Annotated in this window: 18 protein-coding genes and 1 tRNA gene; 16 read left to right on the forward strand and 3 right to left on the reverse strand. The window is 70.0% G+C overall.

Annotated elements, in window-relative coordinates; all coding sequences use genetic code 11:
* Positions 1 to 35 precede the first annotated feature (35 nt).
* Both AB0M63_RS10720 and AB0M63_RS10725 read left to right on the forward strand, forming a co-directional pair.
* Positions 36 to 332 (forward strand): type II toxin-antitoxin system VapB family antitoxin, encoded by a 297-nt coding sequence (locus tag AB0M63_RS10720; RefSeq protein ID WP_003999914.1) that lies wholly within the window; start codon positions 36 to 38, stop codon positions 330 to 332.
* A 123-nt stretch (positions 333 to 455) separates the two neighbouring features.
* Complete coding sequence (locus AB0M63_RS10725) at positions 456 to 1,088, forward strand: LytR C-terminal domain-containing protein (protein WP_355910835.1); 633 nt, start codon at positions 456 to 458, stop codon at positions 1,086 to 1,088.
* A gap of 82 nt (positions 1,089 to 1,170) precedes the next feature.
* Here AB0M63_RS10725 and upp read toward each other — a convergent pair whose 3' ends face one another.
* The gene (gene upp / locus AB0M63_RS10730) at positions 1,171 to 1,806 is read right to left on the reverse strand and encodes a uracil phosphoribosyltransferase (RefSeq protein WP_200691015.1); all 636 of its coding nucleotides are present in this window, start codon (positions 1,804 to 1,806) and stop codon (positions 1,171 to 1,173) included.
* A gap of 96 nt (positions 1,807 to 1,902) precedes the next feature.
* Here upp and AB0M63_RS10735 point away from each other — a divergent pair, with 96 nt between their 5' ends.
* The 10 genes from AB0M63_RS10735 to AB0M63_RS10780 all read left to right on the forward strand — a co-directional run bounded on the left by AB0M63_RS10735 (position 1,903) and on the right by AB0M63_RS10780 (position 7,605).
* Entirely contained in the window at positions 1,903 to 2,097 is a 195-nt protein-coding gene (locus AB0M63_RS10735; protein ID WP_355910608.1) for a hypothetical protein, read from the forward strand.
* Between the two features lie 249 nt (positions 2,098 to 2,346).
* The gene (locus AB0M63_RS10740) at positions 2,347 to 2,880 is read left to right on the forward strand and encodes a hypothetical protein (protein ID WP_355910605.1); all 534 of its coding nucleotides are present in this window, start codon (positions 2,347 to 2,349) and stop codon (positions 2,878 to 2,880) included.
* A gap of 68 nt (positions 2,881 to 2,948) precedes the next feature.
* On the forward strand, positions 2,949 to 3,380 hold the full coding sequence (gene tadA / locus AB0M63_RS10745; RefSeq protein WP_355910602.1) for a tRNA adenosine(34) deaminase TadA: 432 nt from the start codon (positions 2,949 to 2,951) through the stop codon (positions 3,378 to 3,380).
* A 45-nt stretch (positions 3,381 to 3,425) separates the two neighbouring features.
* Positions 3,426 to 3,510 (forward strand) — tRNA-Ser (locus AB0M63_RS10750).
* Between the two features lie 178 nt (positions 3,511 to 3,688).
* Entirely contained in the window at positions 3,689 to 3,865 is a 177-nt protein-coding gene (locus AB0M63_RS10755) for a hypothetical protein (RefSeq protein ID WP_355910599.1), read from the forward strand.
* 26 nt (positions 3,866 to 3,891) lie between these two features.
* Entirely contained in the window at positions 3,892 to 4,185 is a 294-nt protein-coding gene (locus AB0M63_RS10760; RefSeq protein ID WP_355910595.1) for a Dabb family protein, read from the forward strand.
* A 160-nt stretch (positions 4,186 to 4,345) separates the two neighbouring features.
* Complete coding sequence (locus AB0M63_RS10765) at positions 4,346 to 5,209, forward strand: RNA polymerase sigma factor SigF (protein WP_355910592.1); 864 nt, start codon at positions 4,346 to 4,348, stop codon at positions 5,207 to 5,209.
* 304 nt (positions 5,210 to 5,513) lie between these two features.
* Positions 5,514 to 6,404: an RNA polymerase sigma factor SigF gene (locus tag AB0M63_RS10770; RefSeq protein ID WP_355910589.1), complete on the forward strand. Its 891-nt coding sequence runs from the start codon at positions 5,514 to 5,516 to the stop codon at positions 6,402 to 6,404.
* Positions 6,405 to 6,464: 60 nt separating this feature from the next.
* Entirely contained in the window at positions 6,465 to 7,139 is a 675-nt protein-coding gene (locus tag AB0M63_RS10775; protein ID WP_366019140.1) for a hypothetical protein, read from the forward strand.
* A gap of 22 nt (positions 7,140 to 7,161) precedes the next feature.
* A complete protein-coding gene (locus AB0M63_RS10780; protein ID WP_366019141.1) occupies positions 7,162 to 7,605 on the forward strand; it encodes a GNAT family N-acetyltransferase in 444 nt (147 codons plus the stop codon).
* Between the two features lie 24 nt (positions 7,606 to 7,629).
* On the opposite strand, the gene AB0M63_RS10785 is transcribed toward AB0M63_RS10780, so the two are convergent.
* Entirely contained in the window at positions 7,630 to 7,830 is a 201-nt protein-coding gene (locus AB0M63_RS10785; RefSeq protein ID WP_355910581.1) for a hypothetical protein, read from the reverse strand.
* A gap of 189 nt (positions 7,831 to 8,019) precedes the next feature.
* Here AB0M63_RS10785 and AB0M63_RS10790 point away from each other — a divergent pair, with 189 nt between their 5' ends.
* The 4 genes from AB0M63_RS10790 to AB0M63_RS10805 all read left to right on the forward strand — a co-directional run bounded on the left by AB0M63_RS10790 (position 8,020) and on the right by AB0M63_RS10805 (position 12,450).
* Positions 8,020 to 8,526, forward strand: coding sequence for a MarR family transcriptional regulator (locus AB0M63_RS10790; RefSeq protein ID WP_355910578.1), 507 nt, complete (start codon positions 8,020 to 8,022; stop codon positions 8,524 to 8,526).
* Positions 8,527 to 8,547: 21 nt separating this feature from the next.
* A complete protein-coding gene (locus AB0M63_RS10795) occupies positions 8,548 to 11,046 on the forward strand; it encodes an MFS transporter (RefSeq protein ID WP_366019142.1) in 2,499 nt (832 codons plus the stop codon).
* A gap of 86 nt (positions 11,047 to 11,132) precedes the next feature.
* Positions 11,133 to 11,954 (forward strand): YceI family protein, encoded by an 822-nt coding sequence (locus AB0M63_RS10800; RefSeq protein ID WP_366019143.1) that lies wholly within the window; start codon positions 11,133 to 11,135, stop codon positions 11,952 to 11,954.
* Positions 11,955 to 11,982: 28 nt separating this feature from the next.
* Positions 11,983 to 12,450, forward strand: coding sequence for a PPOX class F420-dependent oxidoreductase (locus AB0M63_RS10805; RefSeq protein ID WP_355910569.1), 468 nt, complete (start codon positions 11,983 to 11,985; stop codon positions 12,448 to 12,450).
* A gap of 7 nt (positions 12,451 to 12,457) precedes the next feature.
* On the opposite strand, the gene AB0M63_RS10810 is transcribed toward AB0M63_RS10805, so the two are convergent.
* Positions 12,458 to 13,222, reverse strand: a complete 765-nt coding sequence (locus tag AB0M63_RS10810; RefSeq protein ID WP_366019144.1) for a TetR/AcrR family transcriptional regulator — start codon at positions 13,220 to 13,222, stop codon at positions 12,458 to 12,460.
* Positions 13,223 to 13,242 lie beyond the last annotated feature (20 nt).

Consider the following 13,242-nt stretch of genomic DNA (forward strand, 5'->3'; position numbering starts at 1 on the left):
TGCGCCCGGAACGTCATGACCGGTAGGCTTTCCGTGTGATCTTCAAGCGCATCGGAAACGGCCGGCCGTACCCCGACCACGGCCGGGAAAGCACCCGGCAGTGGGCGGATGTCGCGCCGCGCCCGGTCCGCCTCGATCAGCTCGTGACGACCAAGGGCCAGCTCGACCTGGAGACCCTCCTCGCCGAGGACTCGACGTTCTACGGCGACCTCTTCGCCCACGTCGTGAAGTGGCAGGGCGACCTGTACCTGGAGGACGGCCTGCACCGCGCGGTCCGCGCCGCGCTGCAGCAGCGGCAGGTCCTTCACGCGCGCGTGCTCGAACTGGACTGAACGCCGGGCTTCTGAGCTGTTGACCCTTTCGGGTTGGTCTCGGCGCTGTCGAATGATCATCTAGTAGGCATCACCGCCCAAGCGCACTACGCTGCGCTCATGAGCATGCTGACTCCCCCAGGCATGGGCGGCCAGTACCGGATCACGGGGGACAAATACCCGCGCATGCGCCGTCCGCGGCGTCGCGGGCGGCTCGTCCTCATGGTGGTCGCGTCCGTCGCCGTACTGGGTGTGGGCGGGTGGGGCACATTGCAGCTCATCGATGTCTTCACCGGTGGCGGCAAGCAGGCCGCGGCGGCCGGTCCCAAGGCCGACTGCGCGACCAAGGCCAGCCCCTCGGCGAGCACCGGCACGGACGCCGCCGTGCCGAAGCCGGCCCAGATCACCGTGAACGTCTACAACGCCACGCCCCGCAGCGGCCTCGCCAAGTCGACCGCCGACGAGCTGAAGAAGCGCGGCTTCAAGATCGGTGACGTGGGCAACGCGTCCGCCCAGTGGGACAAGAAGGTCAAGGGCACCGGGGTGCTGCTCGGCCCGGCCGCCTCCCTCGACACCTCGCTGCCCGTCCTCGCCACCCAGCTCACCGGCGCCGAGCGCCGCACCGAGGCCACCCGCAAGGGCACCGACGTCGACCTGATCATCGGCACCGCCTTCAAGGACCTCACGGCGAAGGCGGCCGCCGACAAGGCCCTGGCCGCGCTGGGCGGGCCCGCACCGGCGGCCAGCGCTTCGGCTTCGCCGAAGGCGTGCTCGTAGCCGTACGGAGACAGCCGTCCGGAAGGCACACGCGCCCGTACGACCAGGTAGGAGTCGTACGGGAATCGGGTGTTGAGCGGGATTACTCGGCGGCGCCGTAGAGCCGGTCGCCCGCGTCGCCCAGGCCCGGGACGATGTAGCCGTGTTCGTTCAGGCGCTCGTCGACCGAGGCCGTCACGACCGTCACCGGGGTGCCCGCGAGCTCGCGCTCCATGACCTCGACGCCCTCGGGGGCGGCCAGCAGGACCACGGCCGTCACGTCGTCGGCGCCGCGCTTGATCAGCTCGCGGATCGCCGCGACCAGGGTGCCACCGGTGGCCAGCATCGGGTCCAGGACGTACACCTGACGGCCGGAGAGGTCCTCCGGCATGCGCGTGGCGTACGTGGAGGCCTGGAGCGTCTCCTCGTTGCGCACCATGCCCATGAAGCCGACCTCGGCCGAGGGCAGCAGCCGGACCATGCCGTCCAGCATGCCGAGGCCGGCCCGCAGGATCGGCACCACCAGCGGGCGCGGGTAGGACAGCTTGACGCCGGTGGTCGAGGCGACCGGCGTCGTGATGTCGACCTGTTCGGTGCGCACGTCACGCGTGGCCTCGTAGGCGAGCAGGGTGACCAGCTCGTCGGCCAGGCGGCGGAAGGTCGCGGAGTCGGTGCGCTGGTCGCGCAGCGTGGTGAGCTTGTGGGCGACCAGGGGGTGGTCGACGACGTGGAGACGCATGTCCACAACAGTAGCCGCCGCTCCGTTCCTGCTCACGCTGGCATCAAACCGCCCGTCCGGGGGAAAGTGGGAGGGACGGACCGGGGTGGTGAGCCGATGCCTGACCGTGAGTCCCACGAGGACCCGTCACAGCAGGACAGCCGGGAGACCGATGCCGAGCGCCGACGGCGCCGGGCACAGTTCCTGCGCGACCTGACCGAGGCGCGCGAGCTGCGTGACCGGGTCCAGCCCCGGCGCGCCAAGGTCGCGCGGCTGCGCCACGCCATGCGTATGCGCACGTTCCGCTGGTAGTTGAGGCCTGTCTCACAGCACCTTGTAAGGCCAACCGGGTGCGTGTGCACGGCGATCGCCGCGTACGATCCCGCTGGTGGTCGATCAAAACGGGCGGACACAGGGAGCCGAAGACGTCCCCTGTGCGCCATGTTTCTGCCACGATTCCGAGTGGGTGGGGCTCGGAGCACGAGCTCTCCCCGCCCGCAACCTCAACCTCCGCCGGGGGGACCCCCAACCGGCACGCCTAAGACCAGTGGGAGAGTCACGGTGTACTTCGCCGCACTGCTCGCGCGCACCGAAGACGGGTGGGAAGCGAGCGACACAGAGCTCGACGATGTCGAGAGCCTGTCGGATCTGGCCGAACTGGCCCGTGAAGCCTCGCCCGAGGACGACACGGTGCTGGTGCTCATCGAGCAGGAGGACGCCTGGTTCGGCGTCGTCCGCATCGACGGCGAGGACGACCCTCGGATCTACGTCTCGGACGCCGCTGCGGCAGCCCGCAGCTCGTACGGCGAGATCCTGCTCACGGACGAGCTGCTCGGGAGGGATCCGGACGACGACGCCGTCGTCGACCTGGACTCCCTCGACCTCGACGGCACCGAGGACGGTGACGCCGAGGAGGACGACGACGAGGACGGCACCTCCGCCGAGGCCGTTCCGCACAGCCCCGTCGGGGACAGCCAGATCCTCGACGACCTGGGCGTCGGCGAGAAGGAGCTGCGACTCCTCGACGCCGACGACGCGCTGAGCTCCATCGCCGAGGCCCTCGGGGCCTCGGAGGTCCTGGAGACCGTCCGCTGACCACGGCAGCACGCACAGAAGGGACCCCCGACCCTCAGGACCCGGTACGAGACCGCTGGCGGGCCGCGATGCGGCTCGCCCTGGAGGAGGCCGGAGCGGCCGCCCGGGGCGGCGACGTCCCGGTCGGCGCGGTCGTGCTGTCCCCGGACGGTACGACCGTGCTCGCCACCGGCCACAACGAACGCGAGGCCACCGGCGACCCGACCGCCCACGCCGAGGTCCTCGCGATCCGGCGGGCCGCCGCGCACCTCGGTGAGTGGCGGCTCTCGGGCTGCACGCTCGTCGTCACCCTCGAACCCTGCACGATGTGCGCGGGCGCGCTGGTCCAGTCCCGGGTGGACCGGGTCGTCTACGGCGCCCGAGACGAGAAGGCCGGCGCGGCCGGTTCCCTCTTCGACGTGGTCCGCGACCGACGGCTCAACCACCGCCCCGAGGTGATCGGTGAGGTGCTCGCGGACGAGTGCGCACACCTGCTCACGGAGTTCTTCCGCGGCCGCTGATTACCGATTTCAAACCACGCCCCACCTTGTTGTAAGGTCTCTCTCGGTAGCGTGTCCGAGCGGCCGAAGGAGCTCGCCTCGAAAGCGAGTGTGGCGCAAGTCACCGAGGGTTCAAATCCCTCCGCTACCGCTTCTGAAGGGCCCCGTCGAAAGACGGGGCCCTTCGTGCGTGTCCCCCCTGCCCCCGGCAACAGCCCTCCACCTGCGCGCCGTTGATCCCTGATTGATCCAGAAAAGGGCCGTGAAGGTTACACTCACCGCCGTCAACAGGGGGCCCACCGGGCACGGACGTCACAGGGGAGGCCGCGATGGCGGTGAACGCGAAGAAGGTCGCCGTCTATTTGCTCGTGGTCTTCGCGCTGTATGTGATCATCACGGACCCGTCCAAGGCGGCCGACTACGTCCAGATAGGCTTCGAGGGCATATCGGACGCCGCGAAGGCCATCGGCGACTTCATGACCTGGCTGGCCGACGGGGCGCACTAGCCGACCGACCAACCAGGAGCGCGCAGATGATCCGCCACCTCGTCCTCTTCAAGCTCGACGAGGGTGTCGAGCGCGACGACCCGCGTGTGGTGGCGGGCGTCGAGGCCTTCCGCCCGCTCGGCGACCTGATCGAGGACCTGCGCTTCTGGGAGCTGGGCTGGAACATCAGCGACCGCCCCATCGCCCACGACTTCGCGATCAACTCGGCGGTCGACGACGCCGACGCCCTGAAGCGGTACCTCGAACACCCCGCCCACCAGGCGGGCGTCGCGCTGTGGCGCGAGTTCGCCACGTGGGTGATCGCCGACTACGAAGTCTGAGGTCTCCTCGTCCCAGGTCTCCTCTCTTCAACAGCCCTCCGCCGGAACGGCGGAGGGCTGTTATGCGTCTTATGAACCAATTCAACCCTCAACACGGAGTAACGCGGTGATATGCGGTGCTTGCACACAGTGCGCATGTGTTGTGATGCTATGACCGCTATTGACGGATGAGTTGACCGATGAAGAGGTGGCGTTGACCGTGTCGGCCAGTACTGCGCCGCCCCAGGAAGTCACGGAAACCCCGCCGGCCGCGCCCCGCAGCCGGGGCGCCGACACCAGGGCCCTCACCCAGGTGCTGTTCGGCCAGCTCAAGGGGCTCCAGCCGGGCACGCCGGAGCACAACCGGGTGCGCGGGGCGCTCATCGAGGCCAACCTCCCGCTCGTGCGCTACGCCGCCGCGCGCTTCCGCTCCCGCAACGAGCCGATGGAGGACGTCGTCCAGGTCGGCACGATCGGTCTGATCAACGCCATCGACCGCTTCGACCCGGACCGGGGCGTGCAGTTCCCGACCTTCGCGATGCCGACCGTCATCGGCGAGATCAAGCGGTACTTCCGCGACAACGTCCGCACCGTCCATGTCCCGCGCCGGCTGCACGAGCTGTGGGTGCAGGTCAACGCCGCGACCGAGGACCTGACGACCGCCTTCGGGCGCACCCCCACCACCGCCGAGATCGCCGAGCGGCTGCGCATCGCCGAGGAGGAGGTGCTGTCCTGCATCGAGGCCGGGCGCTCCTACCACGCGACCTCCCTGGAGGCCGCCCAGGAGGGCGACGGACTGCCCGGCCTGCTGGACCGGCTCGGCTACGAGGACCCGGCCCTGGACGGCGTGGAACACCGCGACCTCGTCCGCCATCTCCTCGTCCAACTCCCCGAGCGGGAACAGCGCATTCTGCTGCTGCGCTACTACAGCAATCTCACCCAGTCGCAGATCAGCGCGGAACTCGGCGTCTCCCAGATGCATGTCTCGCGGCTACTCGCGCGTAGCTTCCAGCGACTGCGCTCCGCGAACCGCATCGAGGCATAGCCATCGAGGTATAGCCACAGCACCGCGCGGCCATAACCGAAAGCGCGAGCGATCCGTCACCGGTACGAACGAATCGCCCACCAGGGCCCTTCCCGACATTTCTGCTCTGAAAAACCGTCAGACCCCCTGTTTCCAGGGCTGATTCGTCACTGACATGTCGACATGTCACTACAGCGTGTTGCCGACATGTGACATTCTGCGGGAAGCGCGTTTGCCGTGGCCCAGGCTCCGGTATTCAGGTGAAGGCACCGCTCCTCAGACGGGGGCGATCGCCACGACCGTCCCGCGACCCAAAGGGGGTGGCATGTCCGCAGACCAGGGCAGCTCGAAGGTGCTCACGCTCACCAAGAGCGAGGCTGAGCCCGCACTCGACGCCGTTACGGTCCTGGAGGCCGTACCCGCCGTACCGGCCCCGGCCCTCCCGACCACGGGAGCCATCGACACCCGCACCCTGTCCCGCTCCCTGTTCCTGCGGCTCGCCGCACTCGACGAGAACAGCCCCGAGCGCGCCTACGTCCGGGACACCCTCATCGAGCTCAATCTCCCGCTGGTGCGTTACGCCGCCGCGCGTTTCCGCTCGCGGAACGAGCCGATGGAGGACATCGTCCAGGTCGGCACGATCGGCCTGATCAAGGCGATCGACCGCTTCGACTGCGAACGCGGGGTGGAGTTCCCGACGTTCGCGATGCCGACCGTCGTGGGCGAGATCAAGCGCTTCTTCCGCGACACCTCGTGGTCGGTGCGCGTCCCGCGCCGGCTCCAGGAGCTGCGGCTGGCCCTTACGAAGGCCAGCGACGAGCTGTCCCAGAAGCTGGACCGGTCCCCGACCGTCCCCGAACTCGCCGCGGTCCTGGGCGTGTCCGAGGAGGACGTGGTCGACGGCCTCGCGGTCGGCAACGCCTACACGGCCTCCTCGCTCGACTCCCCGGCCCCCGAGGACGACGGCGGCGAGGGCTCGCTGGCGGACCGCCTCGGCTACGAGGACACGGCGCTGGAGGGCGTGGAGTACCGGGAGTCCCTCAAGCCGCTCCTGGCCAAGCTGCCGCCACGCGAGCGCCGGATCATCATGCTGCGCTTCTTCGCCAACATGACCCAGTCGCAGATCGGCGAGGAGGTCGGCATCTCCCAGATGCACGTCTCCCGCCTCCTCACGCGCACCCTGTCCACCCTGCGCGAGGGCCTCATCTCCGACTGAGGATCGCCGAACCCGCCGCCGAGGGTTCCTATTTGACGGAGTGTCAGCCACCATGGCGCGATGCTTCGTTCGACATGGACAACTGGCCGCCGAGGCGCCCTGCTGGGTGCGTCGGCGGCCGTCGTCTGCGCGACGCTGACCGCGTGCGGAGGCGGCAGCGGCGGTTACACGGCGGTCGGCGCGCCCCCGCCGTCGGCCACGGCGGCCCGTCCGACCGGAAGCGTCACCCTGGTACCGCTCGACGACGCCCCCAAGCCACCTGCCACGAGCGGGACTTCGGGAGCGGGTGCAGGGACCGCACCGGGACCAGGACCAGCGTCCGGTGCACCCGCCCCGGACACTTCACCCGCGGGCGCCAAGTCCGGTCGTAGCAGCGCGCATTCGCCCTCGCCGACCCCGACCGCCGCTTCTACGACGGCCCCCGCCACCCCCGCCGCCCTCACCTGGGGCACACCCGTGCGCGCGGCCACGGACCACCGCTGGTGCGAGGACGTGACCTTGGGCTTTCGCAACTCCGGTGGTACGGCGGTGCGTTCGGGCACGGTGAGTTTCGGGACGCACATCATCGGGGCCCTCGGCATCGACTGGGCGACGATCGACTCCACGGAGGGACTGTCGGTGCCGATCGCGGCCGGCGCACACAAGGACCAGACCTGGACGGTGTGCGTCGACGCGTGGCGGGTGCCGCTGGGGATACACATCGAGACGCGGGACGTGTCCGTCCAGTGGCGGTAGCGCGGTCGATAGGCTCTGCGGCATGGACGTACAGGTGGAGGTCGTGCGCGAGGCGACCGATGAACTCGTGGACGCGTTCGGCCGGTTGCTGCCGCAGTTGTCCTCGACGGCCGAGCCCCTCGACCGGGCCGCGGTCGGGCGGATGGTGTCGTGCACGGCGAACACCGTGCTGGTCGCGCGGGCGGAGGGCACGGTCGTCGGCACGCTGACGCTCGTCCTGCTGCCTCTGCCGACAGGGGTGCGCGGGCGCGTCGAGGACGTGGTCGTCGACAGCGCGGCCCGGGGGCGGGGGATCGCCGCGCTGCTGACGAACGAGGCGCTGCGGATCGCCCGGGAGGCCGGTGCGCGGACCGTCGATCTCACCTCGCGGCCCGATCGGGCGGCGGCGAACCGGCTGTACGAGCGGCTCGGCTTCCGGGCCCGGGGGTCGACGGTCTACCGGTTCACCCTGGAAGGGGACCGGTAGTCCGTCCGATGTGGGCGACCCCTGTTACATGAAGGCCAGGTAGGCCACCGCCGCCACGACCAGCACGGCGACGACGACGCCGACGATCAGGCCGATACGGGGTCCGGCGGGAGCGGCGGCCTGCTGCTGCCGGCCGCCCTGGGGGGTCTCGTCGACGAAGGCACGGAACATCTGGGTGCTGCCGGCGGGGTCGTAGTTGCCCTCGGGGCCCTGGGTGTTTGCCATGGGCCGAGACACTAGCGAATCCCCGGGGGACACCCAAGTGCGGGGCCTCGCGCTGCCATCCCCACCTGTGGATTTACTTTCCGCAATGCTTGCCTTTGCCAACTTTTTATGCCCCATGCAGGCTTTTTATTTGCCTGTAGCAACCAACCTCTTCTATGGTTGCCCCAAGCAACGAACATGGGAGGTGTGATGGCCGAGCAGGCGCAGTACGAGGAGCTGATGCGTCAGTTCAGTGCCTTCGGCGCCGTACGCAGGGAGCTGGGGCGGATCCTGCCGTCCGACTGCCCCAGCGGTTCCGTGGCCGTCCTGACGCTGCTCGGCCGGCACGGGGACATGCGGATGAGCAGGCTCGCGGAGCTGCTCTCCGTCGACATGTCCGTGACCAGCCGCCATGTCGCGCACGCCGCCGACCGGGGCTGGATCACACGGTCCCCCGACCCCGCCGACAAGCGCTCCCGCATCCTGCGCCTCACCCCCAGCGGCTGGGTGCAGGTGGACGAACTGTCCCGGCGGACCGCCGAGTTGCTCGCCGACCGGCTGAGCGACTGGAGCGAGGAGGAGGTCGGGCAGCTGATCCGGCTGATGGCCCGGCTCCGGGCCAGCTTCGACGACTGCCGCACGGCCTCCCATGCCCCCCACACCACTCCCGACTCCCCCCACCCCGAACTCGAACACACCACCCGTACACCCGTATAAGCACGGAAGAAAAGGAAGCCCATGGCAACGACCACACCAGCCGGTGTGCGGGCCCAGGCGAAGCACGGAGGGGGATCCCCCGCGGCCCCCGACGGCGCTCCGATGACACACCGGCAGATCATGGAGGCGCTCTCCGGGCTGCTGCTCGGTCTGTTCGCCGCGATCATCTCCTCGACGATCGTCACCAACGCCCTGCCGAGCATCATCGGCAGCCTGGGCGGCGGCCAGGAGGCCTACACCTGGGTCGTCACCGCGGCCCTGCTCTCCATGACGGCCTCGGTGCCGCTGTGGGGCAAGATGGCCGACCTGGTCAGCAAGAAGGCCCTGGTCCAGATATCCCTGGTCATCTACATCATCGGCTCGGTCGTCGCCGGTCTCGCGCAGAACCCGGCGATGCTGATCGGCGCCCGTGTCATCCAGGGCCTCGGCGCCGGCGGTCTCTCCGCCCTCGTCCAGGTCGTGATGGCCGCGATGATCGCCCCGCGCGAGCGCGGCCGGTACTCCGGCTACACCGGTGCCACCTTCGCGGTCGCGACCGTCGGCGGTCCGCTGCTCGGCGGCGTGATCACCGACACCTCGTGGCTCGGCTGGCGCTACTGCCTGTTCGTCGGTATCCCCTTCGCGCTGATCGCGCTGATCGTCCTGCAGAAGACGCTGAACCTCCCGGTCGCCAAGCGGAAGGTCAAGGTCGACTGGACCGGCGCCTTCTTCATCACCGCCGCCGCCTCGCTGCTGCTGGTCTGGGTGACCTTCGCCGACGACAAGTACGACTGGCTGTCGTGGCAGACGTACACGATGGTGGGCGGCACCTTCGTGCTGGCGCTGCTGTTCGTGTTCACCGAGACCCGGGCCAGCGAGCCGATCATCCCGCTGCGCCTGTTCCGCAACCGCACGGTGTCACTGGCCTCGCTGGCCTCCCTGTTCGTCGGTGTCGGCATGTACTCGGGCACGGTGTTCTTCTCCCAGTACTTCCAGCTCGCCCGCGACAAGTCCCCGACGATGTCCGGTGTCATGACGATCCCGATGATCGGCGGTCTGTTCGTCGCGTCGATGGTCTCCGGCCGGTTCATCACCAAGACGGGCCGCTGGAAGGGCTGGCTGGTCGCCGGCGGTCTCTTCCTCACCGCGGGCCTGGGCCTGCTCGGCCTGATGCGCTACGACACCCCGTACTGGGAACTGTCCATCTACATGGCCATGCTGGGGATCGGCGTCGGCACGATGATGCAGAACCTCGTGCTGTCCACGCAGAACCAGGTCACCCCGAAGGACCTCGGCGCCGCCTCCTCCACGGTGAGCTTCTTCCGGTCCCTCGGCGGCGCGGTCGGCGTCGGTGTGCTCGGTTCGGTCATGTCCGGCCGGATCACGCACTACGCCAAGGACACCGTCACCTCGCTCGACCCGCAGTCGCAGGCCGCCGCCGCGAAGGCCGTCGGCAGCAGCGCGCTCCCCGACATGGACGCCCTGCCGTCCACCGTCCGCACCTGGCTGGAGAGCGCCTACGGCCACGGCATCGCCGATGTCTTCCTGTACGCGGCGCCCTTCGCGCTGATCGCCTTCGTCGTCGTCATGTTCATCAAGGAGGTCCCGCTGCGGACGTCCGGCGGGCTGGCCCAGGCGGCGCAGGAGAGCGCGGGCGTGCTGGAGATCGGCGAGGTGCCGCTTCCGGCCGAGGCCGAGGAGAACGCCGTAGCCGCCACGAACGTCCAGGCCGCCGCCGTAGCGACGGTGGCCAGGGAGGAGACCGTCCCCATGTCCGGTGGGATTCCCGTCCGCGGCTTCGTCCGCGGCGCCGAGAGCGCGCCCGTGCCGCAGGCCGCCGTCACGCTGATCTCCCTCGGGGGACGCCAGTTGGGCCGCTCGGTCACCCAGGCCGACGGGTCCTACGGGGTGGACGCGCCGAGCGTCGGCTCGTACGTCCTGATCGCCTCCGCCGACGGCTTCCAGCCGCAGGCCTCCACGGTCGTCGTCAACAGCGCCGAACCGGTCTCCTACGACGTCGTCCTCAGCGGCACCAGTGGCCTCAACGGCCTTGTCCGGGCGGCCGATTCGAGCCAGCCCGTCAAGGACGCGATGGTGATCGTGACCGATGTGCGCGGGGATCTGCTGGCCACCGGGACCACCGGTGAGCAGGGCGAGTTCGCCTTCGCCGAGCTGGTGCCGGGTGCGGTGACCCTCGCGGTGAACGCCGCCGGGTTCCGGCCGCGCGCCCTGCCCGTCGAGGTCGGCGGCACCGGTGTCACCCGGGTCGAGATCGACCTCGACTCCGGCGCGCAGGTCCTGGGCGTCGTCCGCTCCCCGCACGGTCCGCTGGCCGACGCCCGCGTCACCCTCGTGGACGCGGCGGGCAACGTGGTCGGCACCGCCACCACCGGGACGGACGGGGCGTACGCCTTCACCGACCTGAGCGGCGGCGAGTACACGGTGATCGCGACGGGCTACCCGCCGGTCGCGACCGCCCTCACGGTGAACGGCCGCGGAGCCGACGGCCACGACATCGAACTCGCCCACCCGGGCGAGTAGTTCAGCCCCGGCCCGTGGAGCGTGTCCCGAGCGGAGGCACGCTCCACGGGCCGGTTCCCTTTGCACGGCGAGGAGTTACAAGAGACATGGGACTGACCGCGAAGATCCGTACCCGCGACGGATGGGCCGTGTCGCACGCGGTCGTCACGGTGACCGACATGACCGGGGCGCAGGTGCTGCGGGCCGAGGCCGACGCGGAGGGGGCCGTACGGGACGTGAACCCGCTGGCGCCCGGGCCGTACACGGTGATCGTGACCGCCGTCGGGTACGCGCCCGCCGCCGCCACCGCGATCGTCACCGCGAGCGGCCGGGCCGAGGTCGGCACCGTCACGCTGGCCCGGCAGGGCGGCACCGAACTGCCGCCGCCCGGCCCCTGGACCGTCGACCCGGCGCACTCCACGGTCGGCGCCCTCGCCCAGCACCTGGGCATCTCCAGCGTGCGCGGCCGGTTCACCGACTTCGCCGCGACCGTCGAGATCGCGCCGGACGACATCGCCAAGTCCCGGGTGGAGGCGGTGATCCGGGCCGCGTCGATCGACACCGGCAACGGCATGCGCGACGAGCATCTGCGCTCGGCGGACTTCCTGGACGTGGCCCGCTGCCCGGAGATCACCTACTCCTCGACGGGCCTGACGGCAGCGGGCTCCGACCGCTGGACGGTCCACGGTGAACTGACCCTCCGGGGTGTCCTACGGCCCGTCGACCTCGACCTCGCCTACCTCGGCACCGGCGCCGACCCCTGGGGCGGCACGCGGGCGGCATTCCGCGCGACCACGGAGCTGCACCGCGAGGACTTCGCCATGAACTACAACCAGGTCGTCCAGGCGGGGATCGCCGCGATCGGTACGACCCTCAAGGTCGAGCTGGACATCCAGGCGGTCCAGGGCGAGACGCTGCCTCAGGGATAAGCGGGCGCGGTGCGCCTAGGCTGGACGCATGGCACCGAACATCGCGACCAACACCACCGTCACCCTGGACGAGTTGCTCGACTTCGTACGGCCCCGTCACCGCGCCCTGCTGCTGACCCGGCGGGGAGACGGCGGGCCTCAGGCCTCGCCGCTGACCTGCGGGGTCGACGACTCCGGGCGGATCGTGGTCTCCACCTACCCCGAGCGCGCCAAGACCCGCAACGCCAAGCGGGACCCGCGGGTCAGCATCCTCGTCATGAGCGACGAGTGGAACGGCCCGTGGGTCCAGATCGACGGCACGGCGGAGGTCATCGACCCGCCGGAGTCGGTGGAACCGCTGGTCGAGTACTACCGGAACATCGCGGGCGAGCATCCCGACTGGGACGAGTACCGGGCTGCCATGCTGAAGCAGGGCAAGTCGATCATCCGGATCACGCCCGAGCGGTGGGGGCCGGTGGCCACCGGAGGCTTCCCGGCGCGGCTGGCCGACAACTGAGGCGTTCTCAGCCTCGTTTCACCATCGCCTCGATGCCCGCCACCAGCAGGTCGAGGGCGAAGGTGAAGTCGCGGTCCATCATCTCCGCGACCGTGTCGCCGCCCCGGGCCGCCATGAGTGCCCTGGACTCCTCGATGACGTCGGCCGTCGTCGGGGACTCGTTCACCGTGGTCATGGCGTGCCGGAAGTAGTCGTCGGGGGTCATGCCCGTGTCGGCGACGCGGGCGAAGAAGTGGCCCTCGATCGTGCCGTAGCCGTACACGAACTGGAAGACGGCCGAGATCGCCCCCGTCAGGCCGTGGGCCGGCAGCCCGGTGCGGCGGATGACGCGCTGGACGACACGGGAGAACGCGAGCGAGTTCGGGCCGATGTTGAGGAACGTACCGGCCAGCGGCGACAGCCACGGGTGCCGGACCAGCAGCGCCCGGTACTCCGTGGCCAGCATCCGCAGTTGCTCGCGCCAGTCCTCGCCCTCGCCCTCGGCCTCCGGGTCGGGCAGCCGCAGCTCGCCGAAGACGGCGTCCAGGGCGAGTTCGAGGAGGTCGTCCTTGGTGTCGACGTACCAGTAGACGGACATCGCGGTCACCTTGAGCTCGGTGGCCAGCCGCCGCATGGAGAACCTCGCGAGCCCCTCGGCGTCGAGCAGTCGTACGGTGGCGTCGGTGATACGGGTGCGGTCCAGCCCGGAGGGCTGTCCTCCGCCACGACCGCCGCGCCGCGTCCTGGTCTCCAGCCACACGCTGGTACGCGCGTTGCCGGCTGCCTTCACCATGGGCGCACCTTCCTCAGCAT

The sequence above is a fragment of the Streptomyces sp. NPDC051576 genome (assembly GCF_040681835.1).
Taxonomy (GTDB): Bacteria; Actinomycetota; Actinomycetes; order Streptomycetales; family Streptomycetaceae; genus Streptomyces.

Excerpts from the sequence above, each read along its gene's own strand:
- AB0M63_RS10805 (WP_355910569.1), top strand. The coding sequence starts at position 11,983 with ATGGCACCGAACATCGCGACCAACACCACCGTCACCCTGGACGAGTTG.
- AB0M63_RS10795 (WP_366019142.1), top strand. The coding sequence starts at position 8,548 with ATGGCAACGACCACACCAGCCGGTGTGCGGGCCCAGGCGAAGCACGGA.
- AB0M63_RS10735 (WP_355910608.1), top strand. The coding sequence starts at position 1,903 with ATGCCTGACCGTGAGTCCCACGAGGACCCGTCACAGCAGGACAGCCGG.
- AB0M63_RS10760 (WP_355910595.1), top strand. The coding sequence starts at position 3,892 with ATGATCCGCCACCTCGTCCTCTTCAAGCTCGACGAGGGTGTCGAGCGC.
- upp (WP_200691015.1), bottom strand. The coding sequence starts at position 1,806 with ATGCGTCTCCACGTCGTCGACCACCCCCTGGTCGCCCACAAGCTCACC.
- AB0M63_RS10800 (WP_366019143.1), top strand. The coding sequence starts at position 11,133 with ATGGGACTGACCGCGAAGATCCGTACCCGCGACGGATGGGCCGTGTCG.
- AB0M63_RS10755 (WP_355910599.1), top strand. The coding sequence starts at position 3,689 with ATGGCGGTGAACGCGAAGAAGGTCGCCGTCTATTTGCTCGTGGTCTTC.
- tadA (WP_355910602.1), top strand. The coding sequence starts at position 2,949 with ATGCGGCTCGCCCTGGAGGAGGCCGGAGCGGCCGCCCGGGGCGGCGAC.
- AB0M63_RS10775 (WP_366019140.1), top strand. The coding sequence starts at position 6,465 with ATGCTTCGTTCGACATGGACAACTGGCCGCCGAGGCGCCCTGCTGGGT.
- AB0M63_RS10790 (WP_355910578.1), top strand. The coding sequence starts at position 8,020 with ATGGCCGAGCAGGCGCAGTACGAGGAGCTGATGCGTCAGTTCAGTGCC.
- AB0M63_RS10725 (WP_355910835.1), top strand. The coding sequence starts at position 456 with ATGGGCGGCCAGTACCGGATCACGGGGGACAAATACCCGCGCATGCGC.
- AB0M63_RS10780 (WP_366019141.1), top strand. The coding sequence starts at position 7,162 with ATGGACGTACAGGTGGAGGTCGTGCGCGAGGCGACCGATGAACTCGTG.
- AB0M63_RS10785 (WP_355910581.1), bottom strand. The coding sequence starts at position 7,830 with ATGGCAAACACCCAGGGCCCCGAGGGCAACTACGACCCCGCCGGCAGC.
- AB0M63_RS10810 (WP_366019144.1), bottom strand. The coding sequence starts at position 13,222 with ATGGTGAAGGCAGCCGGCAACGCGCGTACCAGCGTGTGGCTGGAGACC.
- AB0M63_RS10770 (WP_355910589.1), top strand. The coding sequence starts at position 5,514 with ATGTCCGCAGACCAGGGCAGCTCGAAGGTGCTCACGCTCACCAAGAGC.